22 protein-coding genes, 1 tRNA gene and 1 riboswitch are annotated in these 23,572 nt (G+C 39.5%); of the genes, 21 read left to right on the top strand and 2 right to left on the bottom strand.

All coding sequences use genetic code 11. The features are described from left to right. Positions 1-14 precede the first annotated feature (14 nt). The 6 genes from AC2TFD_RS23445 to AC2TFD_RS23420 all read left to right on the top strand — a co-directional run bounded on the left by AC2TFD_RS23445 (position 15) and on the right by AC2TFD_RS23420 (position 6,782). Complete coding sequence (locus AC2TFD_RS23445) at positions 15-788, top strand: enoyl-CoA hydratase (protein WP_335567137.1); 774 nt, start codon at positions 15-17, stop codon at positions 786-788. Positions 789-884: 96 nt separating this feature from the next. Continuing rightward, a complete protein-coding gene (locus AC2TFD_RS23440) occupies positions 885-1,658 on the top strand; it encodes an electron transfer flavoprotein subunit beta/FixA family protein (protein ID WP_484674081.1) in 774 nt (257 codons plus the stop codon). Positions 1,659-1,721: 63 nt separating this feature from the next. Continuing rightward, a complete protein-coding gene (locus tag AC2TFD_RS23435; RefSeq protein ID WP_335517363.1) occupies positions 1,722-2,699 on the top strand; it encodes an electron transfer flavoprotein subunit alpha/FixB family protein in 978 nt (325 codons plus the stop codon). A 162-nt stretch (positions 2,700-2,861) separates the two neighbouring features. After that, the gene (trxA, locus tag AC2TFD_RS23430; RefSeq protein WP_335517360.1) at positions 2,862-3,176 is read left to right on the top strand and encodes a thioredoxin; all 315 of its coding nucleotides are present in this window, start codon (positions 2,862-2,864) and stop codon (positions 3,174-3,176) included. 213 nt (positions 3,177-3,389) lie between these two features. Then, positions 3,390-5,162, top strand: coding sequence for an excinuclease ABC subunit UvrC (gene uvrC, locus AC2TFD_RS23425; RefSeq protein ID WP_484674080.1), 1,773 nt, complete (start codon positions 3,390-3,392; stop codon positions 5,160-5,162). Positions 5,163-5,266: 104 nt separating this feature from the next. Then, positions 5,267-5,444: riboswitch (Lysine riboswitch) on the top strand. A gap of 114 nt (positions 5,445-5,558) precedes the next feature. After that, a complete protein-coding gene (locus AC2TFD_RS23420) occupies positions 5,559-6,782 on the top strand; it encodes an aspartate kinase (RefSeq protein ID WP_484674079.1) in 1,224 nt (407 codons plus the stop codon). Between the two features lie 48 nt (positions 6,783-6,830). Here the strand turns inward: AC2TFD_RS23420 and AC2TFD_RS23415 are convergent, their stop codons facing one another. Continuing rightward, complete coding sequence (locus AC2TFD_RS23415) at positions 6,831-7,283, bottom strand: YslB family protein (protein ID WP_484674078.1); 453 nt, start codon at positions 7,281-7,283, stop codon at positions 6,831-6,833. 449 nt (positions 7,284-7,732) lie between these two features. Here AC2TFD_RS23415 and AC2TFD_RS23410 point away from each other — a divergent pair, with 449 nt between their 5' ends. The 12 genes from AC2TFD_RS23410 to AC2TFD_RS23355 all read left to right on the top strand — a co-directional run bounded on the left by AC2TFD_RS23410 (position 7,733) and on the right by AC2TFD_RS23355 (position 17,970). Then, positions 7,733-8,341 (top strand): succinate dehydrogenase cytochrome b558 subunit, encoded by a 609-nt coding sequence (locus AC2TFD_RS23410; RefSeq protein ID WP_335514985.1) that lies wholly within the window; start codon positions 7,733-7,735, stop codon positions 8,339-8,341. A 62-nt stretch (positions 8,342-8,403) separates the two neighbouring features. After that, positions 8,404-10,161 carry a succinate dehydrogenase flavoprotein subunit gene (gene sdhA / locus AC2TFD_RS23405; RefSeq protein ID WP_484674077.1) on the top strand — a complete coding sequence of 586 codons (1,758 nt, stop codon included), beginning with the start codon at positions 8,404-8,406 and terminating at the stop codon, positions 10,159-10,161. Between the two features lie 6 nt (positions 10,162-10,167). After that, on the top strand, positions 10,168-10,929 hold the full coding sequence (gene sdhB, locus AC2TFD_RS23400; RefSeq protein WP_484674076.1) for a succinate dehydrogenase iron-sulfur subunit: 762 nt from the start codon (positions 10,168-10,170) through the stop codon (positions 10,927-10,929). Between the two features lie 164 nt (positions 10,930-11,093). Next, positions 11,094-11,684 (top strand): class D sortase, encoded by a 591-nt coding sequence (locus AC2TFD_RS23395; RefSeq protein WP_335514978.1) that lies wholly within the window; start codon positions 11,094-11,096, stop codon positions 11,682-11,684. Positions 11,685-11,839: 155 nt separating this feature from the next. Next, positions 11,840-12,064, top strand: coding sequence for a spore germination transcription factor GerE (gene gerE, locus AC2TFD_RS23390; RefSeq protein WP_009796032.1), 225 nt, complete (start codon positions 11,840-11,842; stop codon positions 12,062-12,064). 174 nt (positions 12,065-12,238) lie between these two features. Further along, entirely contained in the window at positions 12,239-12,688 is a 450-nt protein-coding gene (locus AC2TFD_RS23385) for a MarR family winged helix-turn-helix transcriptional regulator (RefSeq protein WP_335514974.1), read from the top strand. A gap of 203 nt (positions 12,689-12,891) precedes the next feature. Beyond that, positions 12,892-13,686, top strand: coding sequence for a glutamate racemase (gene racE / locus AC2TFD_RS23380; RefSeq protein ID WP_335567131.1), 795 nt, complete (start codon positions 12,892-12,894; stop codon positions 13,684-13,686). Positions 13,687-14,329: 643 nt separating this feature from the next. Then, positions 14,330-15,376: a GerMN domain-containing protein gene (locus AC2TFD_RS23375; RefSeq protein ID WP_335567130.1), complete on the top strand. Its 1,047-nt coding sequence runs from the start codon at positions 14,330-14,332 to the stop codon at positions 15,374-15,376. A gap of 119 nt (positions 15,377-15,495) precedes the next feature. After that, on the top strand, positions 15,496-16,248 hold the full coding sequence (gene rph / locus AC2TFD_RS23370) for a ribonuclease PH (protein ID WP_335514967.1): 753 nt from the start codon (positions 15,496-15,498) through the stop codon (positions 16,246-16,248). A 13-nt stretch (positions 16,249-16,261) separates the two neighbouring features. Further along, the gene (locus AC2TFD_RS23365) at positions 16,262-16,867 is read left to right on the top strand and encodes an XTP/dITP diphosphatase (RefSeq protein ID WP_335567129.1); all 606 of its coding nucleotides are present in this window, start codon (positions 16,262-16,264) and stop codon (positions 16,865-16,867) included. Positions 16,868-16,869: 2 nt separating this feature from the next. Continuing rightward, positions 16,870-17,388 (top strand): metallophosphoesterase family protein, encoded by a 519-nt coding sequence (locus tag AC2TFD_RS23360; protein ID WP_335567128.1) that lies wholly within the window; start codon positions 16,870-16,872, stop codon positions 17,386-17,388. 505 nt (positions 17,389-17,893) lie between these two features. Next, positions 17,894-17,970, top strand: a tRNA-Arg gene (locus AC2TFD_RS23355). A 121-nt stretch (positions 17,971-18,091) separates the two neighbouring features. Here the strand turns inward: AC2TFD_RS23355 and AC2TFD_RS23350 are convergent. After that, a complete protein-coding gene (locus tag AC2TFD_RS23350) occupies positions 18,092-19,051 on the bottom strand; it encodes a Vgb family protein (protein ID WP_484674075.1) in 960 nt (319 codons plus the stop codon). A 191-nt stretch (positions 19,052-19,242) separates the two neighbouring features. Here AC2TFD_RS23350 and AC2TFD_RS23345 point away from each other — a divergent pair, with 191 nt between their 5' ends. The 3 genes from AC2TFD_RS23345 (at position 19,243) to clpX (ending at position 23,507) form a co-directional block, all read left to right on the top strand. Continuing rightward, entirely contained in the window at positions 19,243-20,268 is a 1,026-nt protein-coding gene (locus tag AC2TFD_RS23345) for a tetratricopeptide repeat protein (protein WP_484674074.1), read from the top strand. 170 nt (positions 20,269-20,438) lie between these two features. After that, positions 20,439-21,716, top strand: coding sequence for a trigger factor (gene tig / locus AC2TFD_RS23340; protein WP_335510688.1), 1,278 nt, complete (start codon positions 20,439-20,441; stop codon positions 21,714-21,716). Between the two features lie 531 nt (positions 21,717-22,247). Next, a complete protein-coding gene (gene clpX / locus AC2TFD_RS23335; RefSeq protein ID WP_484674073.1) occupies positions 22,248-23,507 on the top strand; it encodes an ATP-dependent protease ATP-binding subunit ClpX in 1,260 nt (419 codons plus the stop codon). Positions 23,508-23,572 lie beyond the last annotated feature (65 nt).

Raw genomic sequence — 23,572 nt, 5'->3', positions numbered from 1 at the left:
GGGGAGGGAGTCTTTTGGAATACTTAAAATGGTCTTATCAAGACGGGATAGCGACAATCGCCATCGAACGTCCGCCGGCAAACGCCCTATCAACAGGATTATTAAGGGAATTGTCAACTGTTCTAGACGAGATCGAACCTAATACTGACATCAAGGTGATTGTCATTCATGGGGAAGGTCGATTCTTCTCAGCGGGTGCGGATATCAAAGAATTCACAACCGTTTTTTCTTCAGAAGGATTTGCGAATATTGGAAAGTATGGCCAAGCTTTGTTTGAACGGATGGAGAAATTCCCCAAACCAATCCTTGCGGCTATTCATGGTGCTGCACTTGGCGGCGGCTTAGAGCTGGCAATGGCATGTCATATCCGTTTAGTGGGAGAAAACACGAAACTTGGCCTGCCAGAACTACAGCTCGGCTTAATCCCAGGGTATGCTGGTACACAACGACTGCCTAAATATGTCGGAGTGGCACGGGCCGCAGAAATGCTATTTACCTCTGAACCAATCACAGGATTGGAAGCGGTTCAATTTGGTTTGGCGAACCATGCATATCCAGAAAACGAAGTGTTGGAGCAAGCATTGAAAATGGCAGGTAAAATTGCCAAGAAAAGCACTGGTTCATTAAAAGCTACAATCCAACTATTAAATTATGCAAAAACCGAAGAGTTTTATGAAGGCGTGAAAAAGGAAGTTGAGCTGTTTGGAGAAATATTTGAAACACCTGATGCGAAGGAAGGAATTCAGGCATTCATTGAAAAAAGGGAGCCTCACTTTAAAGGTGAATAACTTCTATTCTTACTAGAAGTTACCAATAAATTTTTTTGCTATAAATATTCTTAATCTTGGGAACAGAAATAATCTTTGCATTTTAGGAGGGAAAACATGAACATTTATGTACTTTTGAAAAGAACATTCGACACTGAGGAAAAAATCACCATTGCTGGCGGAAAAATTAATGAGGATGGAGCAGAGTTTATCATCAATCCTTATGATGAATATGCAGTTGAAGAGGCGATCCAAGTCCGCGATGCCCAAGGCGGTGAGGTAACGGTTATCTCCGTTGGTACGGAAGAATCCGAAAAACAATTACGTACAGCCCTTGCAATGGGTGCGGATAAAGCAGTGTTAATTAATACGGAAGACGATGTAGAAAGCGGTGACCAATTTACCACTGCAAAAATCATAGCTGAATATCTAAAGGATAAAAATGCTGACCTTATTTTAGGTGGAAATGTAGCCATTGACGGTGGTTCTGGCCAAGTTGGTCCACGTGTAGCTGAATTGTTGAACATTCCATATGTAACAACTATAACTAAGCTGGAAATTGATGGTACAAACGTAACGGTTACCCGTGATGTTGAAGGTGATTCTGAAGTAATCGAAACGAGCCTGCCGTTACTCGTTACTGCTCAGCAAGGGTTAAATGAGCCGCGTTATCCATCTTTACCAGGAATCATGAAGGCAAAGAAAAAGCCTTTAGAGGAACTAGAATTAGATGATTTAGATCTAGAAGAAGACGATGTCGAAGCAAAAACAAAAACAATCGAAATCTACTTACCGGCTAAAAAGGAAGCGGGAAAAGTTTTATCTGGAGACTTAAATGATCAGGTAAAGGAACTTGTAAACCTTCTTCACTCGGAAGCAAAAGTCGTTTAATACTTATTTACGTAAATTTTCAGAATACTGTTAAGCAAAAATTGATTTGCAGGAGGTAAAGGGATGACTAGAAAAGTATTGGTATTAGGGGAAACACGTGACGGTTCTTTACGTAATGTTACGTTCGAAGCAATTGCTGCTGGAAAAACAGTGGCAGAAGGCGGAGAAGTTGTAGGGGTTTTAATTGGACAGAATGTTAGCGCTTTATCTGCAGAAATCGTTCAATATGGTGCGGACCGTGTTGTTGTGGTAGAGGATGAAAAGTTAGGTCAATATACTTCTGATGGTTTTGCTCAAGCATTACTAGCTGTACTTGACCAAGAAAAACCAGAAGGGCTTGTTTTGGGACATACATCTCTTGGGAAAGATCTTTCTCCAAGAATTGCTGCCAAACTATCTTCTGGATTAATTTCTGACGCAACAGCTGTTGAGGTTGCAGGTGGAAATGTTGTCTTCACTAGACCAATTTATTCAGGAAAAGCCTTTGAAAAGAAAATTGTTACAGATGGACTTATTTTTGCAACAGTAAGACCAAATAATATTGCACCACTAACAAAGGATGAAAGCAGAACTGGTGAAGTGGCTTCCCTTTCTGTTGAAATTAAGGACCTTCGTGCCATTATTAAAGAAGTAGTAAGAAAAGCGAGTGAAGGTGTAGATTTAAGTGAAGCAAAAGTTGTTATCTCAGGCGGACGCGGTGTAAAAAGTGCGGAAGGCTTCGAACCTCTAAAAGAACTCGCCAATGTCTTAGGCGGCGCTGTTGGAGCTTCACGTGGTGCTTGTGATGCGGACTATTGCGACTACTCCTTACAAATTGGACAAACAGGTAAGGTTGTAACACCTGACTTATATATTGCCTGCGGAATTTCTGGTGCCATCCAGCACTTAGCGGGTATGTCTAACTCAAAGGTAATTGTTGCAATTAACAAAGATCCTGAGGCAAATATCTTTAAAGTAGCGGATTACGGTATTGTTGGTGATCTATTTGAAGTGGTGCCACTTTTAACAGAAGAATTTAAAAAGCTTAAAGTTCATTCTTAATGTCAATACTAGATAAGGTGAGCGAGCAATCGCTCGCCTTATTACATAGAATATCAAAAGAAATTTAGGGAAAATTACATGCGAGACAGATTATTAGCATGATGATTTAAACAATGCTATACTTTCGTTAGTAATTAGTAATTTTTTAGGAGGCATAAACAAATGGCTATTTCAAACGTAACCGATTCAAATTTCTCTGCCGAAACAGGCTCTGGTCTTGTACTTGCAGATTTCTGGGCTCCATGGTGTGGACCTTGTAAAATGATCGCTCCAGTTCTTGAAGAACTTGATTCAGAAATGGGCGAGAAAGTTAAAATCGTGAAATTAGATGTAGATGATAACCAAGAAACTGCTGCAAAATACGGCGTTATGAGTATCCCTACATTATTAGTGTTCAAAAATGGCGAAGTAGTTGACAAAGTTGTCGGCTTCCAACCAAAAGACGCATTAGCAAGCGTATTAGAAAAGCACGTATAAGAAAGAAAAACCTTAGCTGGATTTGTTCTAGCTGGGGTTTTTTATTTTTGAAAGACCGGGTTAAACATAAAAATTTTGGCACCCTGTTGATTGAAGCGGAAATCAACAGGTCAGTTTTAAACAGCCAATGGAAAAAGATTAGGCTTTTCTTTATTCGCTTAATCATTTAAAATTTTAGGATAGATAATTAAGAGACGGGGAGGAGCAGCTGGAATGAATGAAAATATTAAACAAAAATTAACACTGCTGCCTGATCAGCCTGGCTGCTACTTAATGAAAGACCGTCAGGGAACGATCATTTATGTAGGAAAAGCAAAAGTACTTAAAAACCGAGTTCGCTCTTATTTCACTGGCTCGCATGACGGGAAAACATTACGGCTGGTCAATGAAATTGAGGACTTTGAATATATAGTTACCTCATCCAATATTGAAGCACTGCTGCTTGAATTAAATTTAATCAAAAAATATGATCCAAAATACAATGTCATGTTAAAGGATGATAAAACTTATCCGTTCATCAAATTGACAGCGGAAAGACACCCGAAACTTATCATTACTAGAAAAGTAAAAAAGGATAAAGGCAAATACTTTGGTCCATATCCAAATGTCATGGCAGCTAACGAAACAAAAAAACTGCTTGACCGAATTTATCCCTTACGAAAATGTTCAACGCTTCCGGACCGGGTTTGTTTGTACTACCATTTGGGTCAGTGTCTGGCACCTTGTGTGAATGAGGTACACGATGAGGAATACAAGCAAATGACAGACGAGATTACCCGTTTCCTTAATGGCGGATTTAAAGAAATAAAGAATGAACTGACGGAGAAAATGACGAGTGCTTCGGAAGAATTGGATTTTGAACGTGCCAAGGAATTCCGAGATAAAATTATTCATATCGAAACCATAATGGAAAAGCAAAAAATTACGATGACGGATTTTACAGATCGTGATGTATTTGGCTATGCAGTCGATAAGGGCTGGATGTGTGTACAGGTTTTCTTCGTACGCCAAGGAAAACTAATTGAACGTGACGTCTCGATGTTCCCGTTTTACAATGAGCCGGAAGAAGAAATTCTCACTTTTCTTGGTCGATTTTATGAAAAATCCAATCATATTAAACCTAAAGAAGTTCTTATTCAGGATGAAATCGATTTAACGATTGCCGAACAGCTCCTTCAAGTGAAAGTTCTAAAGCCGCAGCGCGGTCAGAAAAGGGACCTTGTTAAGATGGCGATCAAAAATGCGAAAATTGCATTGGCTGAGAAGTTTTCACTGATTGAAAAAGATGAGGTAAGAACGATAAAAGCGGTTGAGAATCTTGGTGAACTTATGGGAATTTATACCCCTCATCGAATCGAGTCATTCGATAATTCGAATATTCAAGGGACAGACCCTGTATCCGCCATGGTTGTATTTATCGATGGCAAGCCGAACAAGCGTGAATACCGAAAATATAAGATCAAATCTGTTACGGGTCCTGATGATTACGAATCCATGCGTGAAGTAACAAGAAGAAGGTATTCGAGGGCACTTAAGGAAGAACTGCCGCTGCCAGATTTAATTCTTATAGATGGCGGTAAAGGACATGTTGAGGCTGTCAGGGATGTACTCGAAAATGAGTTAGGATTAGATATTCCGTTAGCTGGAATGGTGAAGGATGAGAAGCACCGGACTTCTCAGCTTCTCTATGGAACTCCGCTTGAAATTATACCACTTGGCAGAAACAGCCAAGAGTTTTATTTATTACAAAGAATCCAGGACGAAGTTCACCGTTTTGCGATTACCTTTCATCGTCAAACCCGCTCAAAAAGCGCATTTCACTCCTTGTTGGATGACATTCCTGGTGTAGGGGAGAAGCGAAAAAAGCAATTGCTTAAAGAATTTGGCTCTGTTAAGAAAATGAAAGAAGCCACTTTTGAAGAGTTTAGGGCAATTGGGATTCCTGCACCTGTAGCAGAGGAATTAATGAAAAAACTTCAATCATAGCAATGGTCTTTTTACAATAATCTTAACAAAAACAGCCTTGTAAGAAAAAATTGGCTATGCTATAATGAGTGAAAATTTAAATTACTATCACTTTTTAATACTGAAGTGAAGGTAGAGGTGCGAGCTTCAATAGTAATGATTCTGAGAAGGATGAGCTTCTGGGAAGAATCATGAAAGGGGATGTTCGCCGAAGTGAAGAAAGTCTCATTTCTTTCTTTGCTGGTCCTGCATTGAATAAATGCCGGATTGTCAAGACGATTGTCTTGGAGAGCTATCTTACATTGTAGACGCAAGAATTTTTTGTGTATGTTAAACAATGAGATGCCCTCTCATTGTTTTTTATTTTTTACGGAAAGATAATGATTCTTAATCTACAAGTGAAAGCAGGGGAAAAAGATGGGTTTAATTGTTCAAAAATTTGGCGGCACTTCGGTAGGAAGTGTGGAAAAAATTCTAAATGTAGCAGGGCGGGTAAAAGCAGAAACAGACCAAGGAAATCAGGTGGTAGTCGTTGTCTCAGCAATGGGAAAATCAACAGATCATCTGGTCGGCTTGGCGAAAGAAATTTCTGGGCAGCCAAATAAACGCGACATGGATATGCTGTTAAGCACTGGAGAACAGGTGACCATATCATTATTATCAATGGCTTTAAATGAACAGAAATTGCCTGCGGTATCATTTACTGGCTGGCAGGCTGGTATTTTAACAGAGCCTGTCCATGGCAATGCACGTATTACAACGATTCATGCAGAATCCGTACAGAAACAGCTGGACGAAGGTAAAGTCGTTATTGTTGCGGGATTCCAAGGGATCACTGAAGATGGCGAGATTACCACACTCGGCCGTGGCGGATCTGATACGACAGCGGTAGCACTTGCGGCAGCTCTTAAAGCGGATAAGTGTGATATCTATACGGATGTAACTGGGGTATACACCACTGATCCAAGATATGTAAAGAGTGCACGTAAATTAAAATCAGTGTCTTATGATGAAATGCTTGAACTTGCTAATTTAGGTGCGGGGGTATTACACCCAAGAGCAGTAGAATTTGCAAAAAATTATCAAGTACCACTTCAGGTACGTTCGAGCTTGGAGATAGAAGAAGGAACAGTGATTGAGGAGGAAGCATCGATGGAACAAAACCTTGTAGTTCGTGGAGTGGCATTCGAAGATGAAATTACGAAGGTGAGCGTACTGGGTCTCGCCAATTCTTTAACAAGTTTATCTACAATCTTTTCAACGCTTGCGGAAAACCATTTAAACGTTGATATTATCGTGCAAAGTACAACAGAAGCAGAAACAGCGAATCTTGCCTTCTCGATTAAAACGGATGACCTTATAGAGACGTTAAATGTCCTTGAAAATAACAAGGATGTACTTAACTATGAGAGACTTGACGCTGAAAATAAATTGGCTAAAGTATCAATTGTCGGTTCAGGCATGATTTCAAACCCTGGGGTCGCAGCACAAATGTTTGAAGTCCTTGCAGCCAACGGGATCCAAATCAAAATGGTCAGCACCTCAGAAATCAAAGTTTCAGTCGTCCTTGAAGAAAAACATATGTTAAAAGCAGTAGAAGTACTACACCAAGCATTTGGTCTTTCTGCGGTCAGCGAATAAAGAGAAAAAAAGCTTTCATCTATTCGATGAAAGCTTTTTTAAAATTTTTTAAAGTGTATCTTTTCGATCCCATTTGACGGTGAATTGTACTTTATTTGCTTTTTTTACTGGGTGTTCGAAGGTTTCGGTGATGGCTTGTTTTTGGAGTTCGATTTGCTGGGCAAGGAAGCCTGCTTCAATTTGAAAGTAATGTTCCGCTTTTGATTTGACTCGAGAGACAATGAGCGGGCTTGTTAGTTCAAGTTCGATTTCATTTTTTCGCTCATTTTGTAATTCGAGCTGCCCCCAAGAGGCTTTTGTGAAAAAATCAATTACTTCATCAAGAGTGTTTAATGGGTGCTTGCGCGCTAATCGTTTTCCGGCCCAGTAAAGAATTTCGGGAGTGTCTTTTCCTAAGATTTCTGGCAATACAAATTCCCTAATTAATTCATAGCCAAACAACGAAATATTTTTTGGTTCGTCCGAATGTAAATTAAGTTCGACGACATTACTATCTTTCATATAGCTTCCCCTCTTTCTACCATTCTATTATATACAATTATGGCTTCCGATAAGAACACTTTTTATCGTGATGTGTGTAAAGCATTAGAGTAATAAAGGATTGTTATTTTGCAATATAATAGCCTGTCTTTCATCATAATTATGTTTTCCAAAAACGATGGAGGGCTCCCGGATAATTGTAAAAAATGTTAGGAATTTTATTGGGTTTCATACAAAATAATCCCAATTACTAGAAAAGAAACTTATAATTTAATATAATATCAATATATTTTAAAAATTTTATTTTTTTAAAGTTTTTGTGTATACGTTTTCTTGACGCTCTATGCGGATGAGAGTAAAATGGACTTGTCACATAATTGTCACAGTGGTGCTAAGTTTACTAACTATTAAAATGAACTGTAAGTTAAAAAGGGCTTAACATCATTTTAAAAATTCAAGGGGGGTTAATTATGGCGGGGAATCGTGAGTTTTTGAATCGAAGATTGCATTCATTACTAGGAGTTATTCCAATAGGTTTATTCCTTGTGCAGCATCTAGTAGTCAACCATTTTGCTACAGGAGGACCGGAATCCTTTAACAAAGCTGCAGGTTTTATGGGGAACCTACCTTTTAGAATTATCCTAGAAACAGTAATTATTTATTTACCAATCTTATTTCATGCAATCTATGGGCTTTACATTGCTTTTACAGCGAAAAACAATGCAGGGAATTATGGGTTTTTCAGGAACTGGATGTTCCTATTACAACGCGTATCAGGTGTTATTACCCTAATCTTTATTGCATGGCACGTTTGGCAAACTCGGGTTGCGGCAGCATTCGGTACAGAAGTTAACTTTGATATGATGGCCAATATTCTGTCTTCACCATTTATGTTTATTTTCTATATAATTGGTGTAATCTCGACTATTTTCCACTTTGCTAATGGTCTGTGGTCATTCTTTGTAAGCTGGGGTATTACAGTTTCCCCTCGTTCACAAGTAATTTCTACATATTTTACAATTGGCGTTTTTGTAGTTCTATCAATTGTAGCCATTCGAACACTTTTAGCATTTGCTTAAAAAATTACATCATACTATGTGTTGAAAAATATCGGATTTTTGGATTAAGGGAGTGAGTCACAATGAGTAAAGGTAAGGTGATCATAGTTGGCGGCGGCTTAGCCGGCTTAATGGCAACCATAAAAGTTGCTGAGTCAGGAACACCTGTAGAATTATTTTCACTTGTTCCAGTTAAACGTTCCCACTCAGTTTGTGCCCAAGGCGGTATAAATGGAGCAGTAAATACAAAAGGAGAAGGCGATTCTCCTTGGATTCACTTTGATGATACAGTTTATGGCGGTGACTTCCTAGCTAACCAGCCGCCTGTAAAGGCGATGTGTGAAGCAGCACCTGGAATTATTCACTTAATGGACCGTATGGGCGTTATGTTTAACCGTACCCCAGAAGGACTATTAGATTTCCGCCGCTTTGGCGGTACGCAGCACCACCGTACAGCATTTGCGGGTGCGACAACAGGTCAGCAGCTTCTATATGCGTTGGACGAGCAGGTTCGCCGCCACGAAGTAGCTGGATTAGTTACAAAATATGAGGGCTGGGAATTCTTAGGCTCAGTTGTGGATGACGATGGCGTTTGCCGCGGAATCGTTGCACAGAACTTAACGTCTATGGAAATCAAATCCTTCGCAGGGGATGCCGTAATCCTGGCAACCGGCGGCCCTGGCATAATCTTTGGTAAGACAACAAACTCTGTTATCAATACAGGTTCAGCTGCGTCTATCGTTTATCAACAAGGTGCATATTATGCAAATGGTGAGATGATTCAGATTCACCCAACTGCTATTCCTGGAGATGATAAGCTCCGATTAATGAGTGAATCAGCTCGTGGAGAAGGCGGCCGGGTTTGGACGTATAAAGACGGAAAACCTTGGTACTTCCTTGAAGAGAAATATCCTGCATACGGAAATCTCGTACCGCGTGATATTGCGACACGTGAAATTTTCGATGTGTGTGTGAATCAGAAACTAGGAGTGAATGGTGAGAACATGGTTTACCTTGACCTTTCTCACAAGGATCCACATGAATTGGATATTAAACTCGGCGGAATTATCGAAATCTATGAGAAGTTCACTGGAGACGATCCGCGTAAACTTCCTATGAAAATCTTCCCTGCTGTCCACTATTCAATGGGCGGATTATGGGTTGATTATGATCAAATGACCAACATTCCAGGACTATTTGCTGCTGGAGAATGTGATTTCTCACAGCATGGTGCCAATCGTCTAGGAGCCAATTCATTACTTTCAGCGATATACGGCGGTATGGTTGTTGGACCAAATGCTGTTCGATATATTAAGGGTCTTGAGAAGAGTTCAGATTCTGTATCTTCTACTGTGTTTGACCGTCACGTCAAGGAACAGGAAAACAAGTGGAACTCTATTATGTCATTAAACGGTACAGAAAATGCTTATGTTCTTCATAAGGAGCTTGGCGAGTGGATGACGGATAATGTTACCGTTGTACGTTTTAATGACAAGCTATTAAAGACGGATGAGAAAATCCAAGAACTTTTAGAACGTTATAAAAATATCAATATTAATGATACTTCTAAGTGGAGTAACCAGGGAGCAGTATTTACCCGCCAATTAGAAAACATGCTGCAATTAGCACGTGTTATTACCATTGGCGCTTATAACCGTAATGAAAGCCGTGGTGCTCACTACAAGCCTGAATTCCCTGACCGTAATGATGAAGACTTCTTAAAAACAACAATGGCGAAATTTGTTGATGGTTCATCTGCACCGGCATTCCATTACGAAGAAGTAGATGTTTCATTGATTCAGCCACGTAAACGCGATTACTCAAAAAGCAAGGGGGAGTAGAATAGCATGTCTGAAAATAAAACAGTAAAATTTATTGTCTCACGTCAAGATGGCCCAGATTCTGCTCCATATGAAGAGGAGTTTGAACTAGCATATCGTCCGAATATGAACGTAATTTCTGCATTAATGGAAATTCGTAGAAATCCTGTCAATACAAAAGGACAAACTACTACTCCAATTACATGGGATAGTAACTGTCTTGAAGAGGTTTGTGGAGCATGTTCAATGGTTATTAACGGTAAGCCGCGCCAATCATGTTCGGCACTCGTCGATCAGCTGGAGCAGCCTATCCGTTTAGAGCCAATGAAAACATTCCCTGTTGTGCGTGACCTGCAAGTTGACCGCAGCAGAATGTTTGATGCCTTAAAGAAAGTTAAAGCTTGGATTCCAATCGATGGTACCTATGACCTTGGACCAGGACCGCGTATGCCTGAGAAAAAACGTCAATGGGCTTATGAACTTTCAAAATGTATGACTTGCGGTGTCTGCCTTGAGGCTTGCCCAAATGTAAACAGCAACTCAAGCTTTATTGGACCACAGCCCCTTTCCCAAGTACGTCTTTTCAATGCTCACCCAACCGGTGAGATGAATAAAGCTGAGCGCCTGGAAACAATTATGGGCGATGGCGGACTTGCTAACTGTGGTAACTCACAGAACTGTGTACAATCATGTCCGAAAGGAATTCCTTTAACTACATCGATTGCAGCATTGAACCGTGATACTACCATCCAAGCATTTAGAAGCTTCTTCGGAAGCGACCATGCTTAAATAAAAGCTGCGCCTTGGTGCTTTAGCTGGATCTAAAACATAATTCTAAAACCTTCTTTTCTATTATGAAGAGAAGGTTTTTCTTTCCTAATGGTTAAGACTTTTACTAGGTCTTTTGCTATACTAGAAGTAAGAATTTCTCAAAGTTAGAAAAAGGATGGTATATGAGTGTGAAAAAGCTTCCGTTATTAATCATACTTGCCGGTTTGGTTGTCATTGGAGTCGGAGTCTGGCAAATTATAGAGACCAAGTTTCAAACTGATACTTCACTCAAAGAAGCAAAGGAGATTGTTGCAAAGGCCGAGTCTCCTGAATTTAAAGAGGAACTTCCGAAAAGAAATAAAAAGATGGAACCTCCAAACTTTGGCGATACAGTAGGATTATTGACGATACCAAAAATTAAAGCTGAGTTGGCTATTGTTGAAGGCACAGACCCGAATGATTTGAAAAAAGGTGTTGGACATTACAAGGGCTCTTACTTTCCAGGAGAGAATGGCCAGATTGTTTTATCTGGACACCGTGATACGGTTTTCAGGCGTTTAGGAGAATTGGAGCCTGGGGATATCTTTGAAGTTCATATGCCGAATGGGAAATTTAAATATGAATTAACCCATACAAAAATCGTCGATAAGGATGATCGAAGTATTATTACTTTGCAAAATACCGAAGAAGAATTAATCGTCATCACCTGTTATCCATTCCGTTTTGTTGGAGACGCTCCGGAACGCTACATCATATATGCTAAACCAATTTAAAGTCCTTTGAATAGGGACTTTTTATTTTTTTATAAAATTATTATCTCTATAGCAATTATAGTCACTCCACCAGTGTCATTCACATATGATATCGTGACTAAATATATACCCACCCCAAGGTTCATTACTGGCGAAGGCAAGGAGGGTCACAATACTTGAAGGAGAATGAATATACTCACAAGCCGTTACTCACCAAACGTGAAAGAGAAGTATTCGAACTGTTAGTACAGGATAAAACTACTAAGGAAATCGCTGGTGAATTATTTATAAGCGAAAAGACGGTTCGAAATCATATTTCCAATGCTATGCAAAAGCTTGGTGTTAAGGGGCGTTCACAAGCAGTTGTAGAGCTCCTTCGTATGGGAGAGCTAGAACTTTAATCATGACCGGCATCCTACGGGAGGCCGGTTCATGTTTTTAAAAGCGCTTTTTCTTGCTTTGAAATTTTTTCAACTTGAAATTTCACCGGAAAAGGTAGAAAATAAGAACAAGTTTAAAGTACGGGAAAAGACTACGAAATTGCATTGGGAAAACCAATATAGGAGTGTTATAGAATGACTGTGGAAAATTCACAAAAGGTTAGTGCAGAAATTGTGGCTAAAATTGAAAAAGATTTGCGTTATATTTCAGGAATCATTAAGCAAAAAGGCAGAGAAATATTAAGTCATTATAAAATAACTCCGCCGCAATTTGTGGCACTTCAATGGCTTTTTGAGGATGGCGATATGACTATTGGGGAGTTGTCTACTAAAATGTATTTGGCATTCAGTACAACAACCGACCTTGTAGATAGAATGGAGAAAAATCAACTGGTTGTACGAGTGAAAGACCCGAAGGATCGCCGGGTTGTTAGAATTCACTTACTTGAAGAAGGTGAAAGAATAATAGATGAGGTCATTAAGAAACGTCAAGTTTACTTACAGGAAGTTTTGGCAAATTTCACGTTGGACGAGGTCCAGCAACTTCAAAACAATATGATGAAACTGCATCAAGATATGCTTTAAAAAGTTCTGTTTCCGTAAAGATTGTTGTTAAAATCCTAAAGCCGATTTTAACGTGGAACAAACTATTTTTTGCTTGAAATAAAGTTTGCAGCTCTTTTCTTACAATTGAAGGCTATTTTGGACCAAATCATAGCCTATATAAGCGCTTTTATCTCAAAAAGCAATAAAGTTTAAGAAAAGAGCCTTAAAAAGAGGCGAGAATTTTGAAACAACCGATTGGTGTGATTGATTCCGGAGTTGGTGGATTAACGGTTGCGAAGGAAATCATTAGACAGCTTCCGAATGAAAAAATAATCTACTTGGGTGATACAGCACGGTGCCCGTATGGCCCGAGACCTCTCAAGGAAGTCAAACGCTTTACTTGGGAATTAACAAATTTCCTATTAGAAAAAAACATAAAAATGCTCGTGATTGCGTGTAATACGGCAACGGCAGCAGTCTTGGATGATATTCGAAGAGAGCTGCGTATTCCAGTGATAGGAGTGATTTATCCTGGAGCACGTACAGCAATCAAGCGTACAAAAAATTATCGGGTTGGGATTATTGGTACAGAAGGGACCATCAAAAGCGGTGCTTATGAAAAAGCGTTAAAGGCACTAAACAGCCGTTTGTTTGTAACTGGACAAGCATGCCCTAAGTTCGTTCCACTTGTTGAGAGTGGAGAGTACGACGGGGAGATTGCGGAAAGAATTGTCATAGAAGCCTTAAAGCCATTGCAAAATCAAAATCTTGATACCCTAATCCTTGGCTGCACCCATTACCCTCTGCTCGAACCTCTCATCCAAAAGGTGATGGGAGACAGTGTAAATGTCATCAGCTCAGGTGATGAAACGGCAAGGGAGATTAGTGCCATTCTTCAGTATAACGGTATCCTAGAAACCGATGAGAATGAACCAAGCCATGAATTTTATACTACAGGATCGAGATATATTTTCTCGAAAATTGCTACCCAGTGGCTCGGATTCCCTGTAAACGATGTAAAAAAAATAAAACTATAGTCAAAGCTCCCTATTTAGGGGGCTATTTTTCAGGTTTTTAAAAGGCCACTTGAATTGTAGACGTATGAATTGGTATACGTCTTTTTCCATATTAATAAAGTAAGGTTATAAAAGCTGTTGATTCCCACATCTCGGATCAAGAGGGTCCGGGGGATCAGATTAAGCACCTGCTCTGATAAATAGACGGAAAAATTCCGCTTAATTAATAAATACTAATAAAAATAGCTCAAATAAACGGAGAGATTCCGCCTATTGACTCGAATAACGTGAAAATGGGAGGTTTTGATTTGCATAACCGGAAAATCTCCCCCTATATTCCATGAAATGAGCTTCATTCTGCAGATAACCGGAAAATCTCCGTTTATTTTACATATGCTGGTTACTCGGTTAAATAATGTTTTTATATTCCTAATAAAGAAACTCACTAGCGGCGAGTTTTACCTTTTTATATACCAATAGCGCTGCCAATCCAACTGTCATTTCACCACTTATTTTAGGGAAAGCACCCAAAGCGGAACGCTATTCTATGTCAAAGTGCTATTTTTCAAGAAAATATTTGTCCCATTTTCTTTCCTAAGGCGGTCTAATTAGTTTAATAGGCTCGTATACATGATAGTACAAACTGTCTTAGGAGGGAAAAAATATGTCAAAAAATAAAGTGAAACCACTAGTCACAGCTGTTTTTGCTTCAACACTTCTTTTATCGGGGTGTGGTTTGTTTGGAAACGAAGTGCAGAAAAAAGTAGATCCACCAAAACAGGTTACAGAAAATAAAGCAAACCCGACTAAGGAAACCACTGGTCAAAATGAAGAAGTTGAAGGAACAGTAAAAACAGAATTATACTTAATTAATAAAGATGGATATGTGGTACCGCAAACATTAACGCTTCCAAAAACAACCTCTGTAGCAAAACAGGCATTGGAGCACTTGGTTACAAATGGACCAGTTACTGACATGCTGCCAAATGACTTCCGAGCCGTGCTGCCGGAAGATACTCAGATTTCCGTTAATATTAAAGATGGGCTTGCGGTAGTCGATTTCTCGAAGGAGTTTAAGAACTACCAGCCTGAGGATGAAAGGAAAATCCTTGAATCCATTACATGGACGCTCACTCAGTTTGATACCATAAAAAAGGTTAAGCTTCAAATGAATGGGCATGAACTTAATGAAATGCCTGTAAACGGCACACCAATTAGTGAAAACCTATCAAGAGCTACAGGTATTAATCTTGATACTGAAGGGGTTACGGATATTACCAATACCAAACCGGTAACCGTCTATTATATTGGCGGTGAAGAAGATTCATATTACTATGTACCGGTAACAAAACGTGTTAACACAAGTGAGAAAAATAATGTGGTTGCAGTCGTAAATGAGTTGGTGAAAGGTCCAAATACAAAATCAAACCTTGCTTCAGACTTTATGCCTGACGTGGAATTATTAGAGGCACCAAAAGTCGAAGATGGAAAAGTCACGTTAAATTTCAATAAGTCGATTTATGGTAGCTTTGAAGAAAAAATTGTTTCCGAACAATTACTTAATGCACTCGTACTTTCATTGACCGAACAAAAGGGGATTGAAAGTGTTGCTGTTATGGTAGATGGCAAGGGCGAACTGGTAAATGATAAGGGTGTAAAATTATCTGAACCAGTAACTCGTCCAGAAAAAGTCAATACAGGTAGTTTCTAAAAATTTATTTTTGATATACTATATAGTGACAATCTCGAGGAGGGGCCTTTTTGGCTTCCTCTTCTTTATTTGATTTTTTATGGTGGTGAGGTTATTTCACCATTAAGGAGGAAATGGTAGTGCGTGTTGATGGTAGAGAAAGACTGCAATTAAGACCTATACATATTGAAACAGGCTATTTAATGCACCCTGAAGGCTCTGTCCTTATTTCTGTGGGGAATACAAAAGTGATTTGCGCGGCAAGTATTGAAGAGCGAGTGCCGCCGTTTATGCGAGGAGAAGGAAAGGGCTGGATCACTGCAGAATACTCTATGCTGCCTCGGGCAACCGAAACAAGGAACATTCGTGAATCATCAAAAGGGAAGGTTACCGGCAGAACCATGGAAATCCAGCGGTTAATTGGCCGTGCTCTAAGAGCCGTTGTGGATCTTTCTGCCCTTGGTGAAAGAACGGTTTGGATCGATTGTGATGTCATTCAAGCCGATGGCGGTACAAGAACTGCTTCGATTACGGGAGCATTTGTGGCAATGGCTATTGCCCTCAATCGTCTGGGTGATAAAAAAGGTTTTAAGTTCCCGATTACAGATTACCTAGCTGCAACGAGTGTAGGGATTTTAAAGAATAACGAAACCGTTCTTGATTTGAATTATGCGGAAGATTCAAAAGCCTTAGTGGATATGAATATTGTAATGACGGGCAATGGTGAATTTGTAGAATTGCAGGGCACAGGAGAAGAATCTACGTTCTCTTACCAGCAGCTGCACGATTTATTAGGAGCTGCTCAAGAAGGGCTGATGGAACTGTTTGAACACCAAAAGACCGCATTAGGGGAAGAAATCAAATCAAAAATAGAAGCAAGAAAAAAGAAATAAGGGGCTAGACGGTATGAAGGAAGTAATTATTGCGACAAAAAATCCGGGTAAGGCTAGAGAATTTGAACATATTTTTGCTCCTAGAGGAATAGCGGTGCGGACACTGCTAGATTACCCTGAAATCGAAGATGTGGAAGAAACAGGTACAACGTTTGAGGAAAATGCAACATTGAAAGCAGAGGCCATATCGTTGCGATTGAATAAAATGGTGATTGGTGATGATTCTGGTTTAATCGTGGATGCCTTAGAAGGCAGACCTGGAATTTACTCAGCAAGGTATGCTGGTGAGCCTAAAAATGATCAAAGGAATCTTGAAAAGGTGTTGGAAGATTTAAAGGGTGTTTCAGTGGAGAAACGAACTGCCCGCTTTTATTGTGCACTTGCCGTTGCAATCCCTGATAAAGAGACCATTACTGTAGCTGGTACGTGTGAAGGCCGGTTACTAGATGAGCAAAGGGGAACGAATGGATTTGGCTATGACCCGGTCTTTTATGTTCCGGAAAAAGACTGCACAATGGCAGAATTATCTTCCGATGAGAAGAACAAAATAAGTCATCGGGCCAATGCTTTGAAAAAACTCGATGTCATCTTAGATTCCATTGTAGAAAGAGCGGAATAATCATGAGTAAAATTCTTGTTGTAAGTGATAGTCATGGTTTAACGGAGGAACTAGAGGAAATAAGGGAAAGGCATTTGAACAACGTTGATTTAATGATTCATTGTGGCGATTCAGAAATAATGCCTGACGAAGAAGTGATGAAGGGTTATTTGACTGTGAGGGGAAATTGCGATTTTGACAATTATCCATTAGAGACGACAACGATGGTCGCTGGAAGGAAGTTGTTTATTACCCATGGTCACAAGTATTCAGTAAAAACATCCCTAATGAATCTGTCCTACAAAGCAGCAGAAGTAGCCGCCAATATTGTTTGTTTTGGCCATTCACATGTATTAGGTGCAGAAGTAATTGGAGGCACGCTTTATTTAAATCCCGGCAGCATTCGTTTGCCCCGCGGGCGTATCGAAAAAACGTATGTTATCTTAGACTTATTAGAGGATAAGATTAAGATGTCGGTGTATGACATTAGCGGACGTGAACTAAAAGAGTTAGCTAATGAGTTTGTATTGTCAAAAGGATGAGGGAAGAGGGCTATCCCGCCATTAGACTAGCTGGAATGCCCCAAAAGCTTTTAAGAAGTGGATTTGGGTCAATGCAGACTAGCTGGAGTGCCCCAAAGGCCTTTCAGAATTAGTTTTGGGTCAATGCAGGATAGCTTGAGTGCCCCAAATGCCTTTCAGAATTAGTTTTGGGTTAATGCAGGATAGCTGGAGTGCCTCAAAGGCCCTTCAAAATAAGTTTTGGGTCAATGCAGACTAGCTGGAGTGCCACAAATGCTTTTCAAAATTAGTTTTGGGTCAATGCAGACCACTTGCATTGACCCAAAAGTTTTTCATAAACAGGTTTGGGTCACTCGAAATATCTGCATTTCTATCACTTACTATTTTTGGAAGAAAATATCCGCTACAAGTCGAATAAAATCTTCAATCAACCCAATATTTTTAGGAACAAAAAATTTCTACAAATAGTGTTGACTTTTACCTATATCCTTTATATAATAAATCTTGTCTTTGAAAAACTTATTATGTCCCAGTAGCTCAGCCGGATAGAGCATACGCCTTCTAAGCGTACGGTCGGGAGTTCGAATCTCTCCTGGGACGCCATTTAACTACATACCAAAATAGAATTATATTCACCTCTTATATCACTTTCGATATAAGAGGTTTTTTTGTTGCCGAAAAGGGCGGTACCGCTCGGGTCCGCCCTTCATACATAAAGCTCGTCCTATTCGCCCTGATAAGCTAAGGTCCCAGGATCCGTTTTATCAAATGTCAGATACCAGAATTGAGCTAATGGTACTTGTGCGAAAACATCAAAAGTTTTGCTCTGAACGTCATAACGCCGTACAGAGCCTGTATCAGGTCCGCTGCCTGAAATCGGAACAAACAATTTTCCGTCTGGTCCAAATAGGATGGCCATTGCAAAGGCACGCGGTTGACCAACGACATCAAGGTCAATCTTGTCCAAAAATGCGCCAGACTCGCCATCAAAAATAAGAATTTTATCGGTGTCATTCTCGTCCGCACGGAAACTCGTTACATAATGATTGCCATCTGGACCAAAGACTAAGCCTTCAGGACGGTGGAGGTTGTTGATAGCATTGCTTTCGACGAAAACGTCAATAAACTCCATTGTTCCAGGATCGAAGCGCAGCACCCAGCCATCTAGTGGATTAAAAGGGTTGAAGACCGATACATATAGTAAATTGTCTGGCCCAATTACTACACTTCGAGGAAAAAACGTTCCTTCGAAGCAGGAGTGATCGAAAAGACCGAGAAAAGCACCTGTAGTACCATCATAAGCTCGCAGTTCGCCTGGCTCTGGCTGGTCAGGGTCGACACTAGGGCTTTGTAGGTCTGCAACATATAAAACATTGTTGCTCGAAAGGACAATGCCGCGCGGTGCAAACGGAGCGCCATTTTGGACGGAGCTGACGAGAGCTCTCAGAAATGCCCCGGTCTGTCCATTGTACTCTAATATATTGCCGTTCTGGGGTTGTTCAACGTTCTGATTGGAGACAAGAAGATTGCCCGTATGGTTGAAAATAATTCCTCTAGGCCCATTCAAGCCACCGCTAAAGGATGTCACAAAACTATCAATTACCTGCCCTGTTATAGCATTGAAACGAACCACAGAACTATCGCTGACATCACCGACAAATAAAAAATCTCTGCGAATTCCCAAAAAAAACTCCCTTCAAATAATATTAAGCAAAAAAATTTGCTTACTTTAATCTATGAGAATGTGAGACTTTTGGTATGGACAAGCATAGTGATGAAATGACACAATTTTCGATAGAGAACATAGTTTTTTGTTTTTCATAAAATTCATGCTAAACTATTTTTCATAATGGAAAGAAAAGGGAAGGTAATCATATGAAAAAACGGGAACGAGTGAAACGGAAAGATAATGTCATATTCCTTCCCGGACTCGAAAAGAGACTAACGGATAAGGGCTTAGAGAGCTTGCAGAATAAAAGGTATGGAGAAGCGATTACCTTGCTTGAGGGAGCAAGGGAGCATGATGCGGAAAATAGTGAAATTTTAGTCGGGCTCGTGCTTGCATACTTTGAGTCCGGAGCCTTTACAAAAGCCAAAGAACTTGCCAATGAAATGCTGCTTAAAGGAATTGGTGATTATTTTCAGATGGTCGATCTATATTTGACCATCTTAATTCAGCTGCATGAATACCAAGAAATTGTCTCAACCATTGAAGCCCTCTTTGATGAAAAAGAGATTCCGCCTGACCGGCAAGACCATTTTCTTACAATCCTGCAATTTAGCAAACGAATGGCAGACAACGATCATCCTGAGCCAAGTGAATTTCCTAAAGAAAATGTTCCTGTAAAGGAGCTGAAACTTTCTTCATTAGATAGCCTTAATGAGCAAATGCTTGTTATTTCTGGTTTGGCAGAAAAAAATATCCGGCCATTTATGGAAGAAATCAAGGAATTCCTCGACTCTGATTCAGGGCATCCCTTCTTAAAAACAATGTTGTTAACACTGTTAAGAGAGCAGGAATATGACAAAGAAATGAACGTTAATAAGTTTAGTGAAGAAATAATGGTGGTGCCAACAGAACTGCCTGATATTCAATCACAGCCGATAATGAAAGAAATCCTCCATTTACTAGAAAAAAGATTGGAACATAGTGACCCCGTTCTATTTGAAAATATTAAAGGGATGGTAGAAAGGATTTTCTTTATCAGTTATCCTTTTGAGCTTGAACCTAGAAACGTATCAGCTTGGGCAGCAGCTTTTCATTTCCTTGTTCTTGGGTATCTAGGAATTGAGCAGGATTTAAGTGATCTATCAGATGAATACGAGAGTTCTACTGAAATGATAGAGCAGGCACTAGTAAAAATTACAAAATTAGAAGAAATTTCTTATCCTAATATATAAGTAACTGTGTTGAAAGTAAAAAATCCTGTGTTATAATGTAAGGGTTGCATTGTGTAAAAACTATATTTTACATAAAAAAAGCGGATAATGGCTTGGAGGACAAGACATCTTCCTACCAAATTTGTTACGAATGAAATGATAATAGATTATTGTTGGAGGGAAAAAAAGGTATGACAGTAAAGTGGGAAAAGTTAGAAGGAAACACCGGTGTCCTTACTGTTGAAGTAAGCGCGGAAAAAGTAAACGAAGGCTTAACAGCTGCTTTTAATAAAGTTGTTAAACAAGTAAATGTACCAGGCTTCCGTAAAGGAAAAATGCCTCGTCCAATGTTTGAAAAGCGTTTCGGTGTAGAATCTCTTTATCAAGACGCATTAGATATTCTTCTTCCTGAAGCATATGGCAATGCGATTGACGAAGCAGGAATCGAGCCAATCGACCGTCCGGATATCGACATCGAGCAAATGGAAAAAGGTAAAGAACTAATCTTCAAAGCTACTGTACAAGTTAAGCCTGAAGTAACATTAGGCGAGTACAAAGGTTTAGAAGTTGAAGAGTTAGATACAAACGTAACAGATGAAGACGTAGCAAAAGAATTAGAAACTCTTCAAAACCGTCAAGCTGAGCTTGTGGTGAAAGAAGAAGGTACTGCTGAACTTGGTGATACAGTTGTTTTAGATTTCGAAGGATTCGTTGATGGCGAAGCATTCGAAGGCGGGAAAGCTGAAAACCATTCACTAGAATTAGGTTCTGGTTCATTCATCCCTGGATTCGAGGAGCAACTAGTAGGTGTGGCTGCTGGCGAATCTAAAGATGTTGAAGTATCATTCCCTGAAGAATATCATGCGGCTGAACTTGCTGGTAAACCAGCAGTATTCAAAGTAACCGTTCATGAAATCAAAGGAAAAGAGCTTCCAGAATTAGATGATGAGTTTGCAAAAGATGTGGATGACGAAGTTGAAACATTAGACGCATTAAAAGAAAAAATCAGAACTCGTTTAGAAGACAGCAAGAAGCACGAAGCTGAGCACCACTTACGTGATACATTAGTTGAAAAAGCTGCTGAAAATGCACAGGTTGAAATTCCAGAAGTAATGGTTACAAACGAAGTGAATCGTATGCTTCAAGAATTTGAACAACGTTTACAAATGCAAGGAATGAACCTTGAGCTTTACTTCCAATTCTCAGGTCAAGATGAAAATGCATTACGTGAACAAATGAAAGAAGAAGCTCAAAACCGTGTTCGCGTTGCTTTAACTTTAGAAGCAATTGCAAAAGCTGAAAACATTGAAGCTACTGATGAAGATGTTAATGCTGAACTTGAAAAAATGGCTGGCATGTACAACATGACAGTTGACAATATTAAGGCAGCACTTGGCGGTCTTGAAGGTATCAAAGGCGATCTTCAAAAGCAAAAAGCAGTTGAATTCTTAATCGAAAACAAAAAATAATTCATAATTAAAACACATGGCACGATTTTATCGTGCCTGTTTTTATACTTTTTTCCAATTACATATTATAATAAGGACAGGGAAACCTTTTTAATGTCGAGCTGCAGCGCCTAGGGGCTGGGGGTCATAAGCCAATCCGTCAAAAAGGTTAAAGAGCAATCTTTCTGCCGGGCCCGTCTTATGCCCGATGCCCCTGGTCAAGGCGCTTCCGCTTTTCTTTTAACAAGCAATGAAACTAATGCAGGAAAAACAGGTTTACATAGCGAATTAAGTAAAACCGGCTTAATGAGATTTATTTTTAGAAAAAGTGGTTATGCTTAATGGGTACAATGGCTTTTATTTAAAGGTTGTTCAAACAAAAATACGCTTTCAAAAAAACATAATTGAAGTAAGCTTTTTATTACCTGTCCTTTGGGTGCATGTGTTACAATGCAATACATACCGCTGAATAGTTTCGAAAAAATACGGATTTTTTGTTTGTAGTAGACAACTTTAAATATGGTTAAAACACGTTTTCAAGGGGTGAAAGATTTGTTTAAATTTAATGATGAAAAAGGTCAATTAAAGTGTTCATTCTGTGGAAAAACACAAGACCAAGTACGTAAATTGGTTGCCGGACCAGGTGTATATATATGTGACGAGTGTATCGAGCTTTGCACAGAAATTGTTGAAGAAGAGCTAGGAACAGAAGAAGAAGTAGAATTTAAAGACGTTCCGAAGCCAAAAGAAATCTGTGAGATTCTTGATGAATATGTCATTGGTCAGGACCAAGCTAAAAAATCGCTTTCGGTTGCGGTTTACAACCATTATAAGCGTATCAATTCTAACAGCAAGATTGATGATGTTGAACTTGCTAAGAGTAATATCTGTATGATCGGACCAACGGGAAGTGGTAAAACATTATTAGCGCAAACATTAGCTCGTATTCTTAATGTTCCGTTTGCCATCGCAGATGCAACGTCTCTAACCGAAGCAGGTTATGTAGGTGAAGACGTTGAAAATATTCTTTTAAAATTAATACAAGCTGCTGATTACGATGTTGAGAAAGCAGAAAAGGGTATCATTTATATCGACGAAATCGATAAAATTGCCCGTAAATCTGAAAATCCTTCCATCACAAGAGATGTCTCTGGTGAAGGTGTACAGCAAGCATTATTGAAAATCTTAGAAGGTACGGTTGCGAGCGTTCCTCCACAAGGCGGACGTAAACATCCTCACCAGGAATTCATTCAAATTGATACAACAAATATTTTATTTATTTGTGGTGGAGCATTTGATGGAATCGAGCCAATTATTAAGCGCCGTTTAGGTCAAAAGGTTATTGGTTTCGGTTCTGATGTGAAGCAAGTGGATATTACACAGAAAGAGCTTCTTTCAAAAGTGCTGCCTGAAGATTTACTTCGCTTCGGCTTAATTCCTGAATTCATCGGTCGTCTGCCTGTAATTGCAAGCCTTGAGCAGTTGGATGAGTCCGCATTAATTGAAATCTTAACGAAGCCAAAGAATGCTTTAGTTAAGCAATATCAAAAAATGTTGGAAATCGATGAAGTTGAATTGGAATTCGAAGAAGGCGCCCTAATTGAAATCGCGAAGAAGGCGATTGAACGTAAAACAGGTGCCCGCGGATTGCGTTCTATTATTGAAGGAATCATGTTAGACGTGATGTTTGACTTGCCTTCTCGTAATGATATTCAAAAATGTATCATTACACAAGAAACGGTCATCGATAATAGCCTTCCCAAGCTTATCTTAGAAGATGGAACGGTTGTAGCAGAGGAAAAATCTGCTTAATATAAAATGTAAGAGGATCCGGTAAATTTACTGGGTCCTTTTTTCGTTTATTATTCATTTATCCT

It is taken from the genome of Neobacillus sp. plas4, assembly GCF_057221695.1.
The sequence above is the reverse complement of the archived record's forward strand: the minus strand, read 5'-3'. Positions and strand labels throughout refer to the sequence as shown.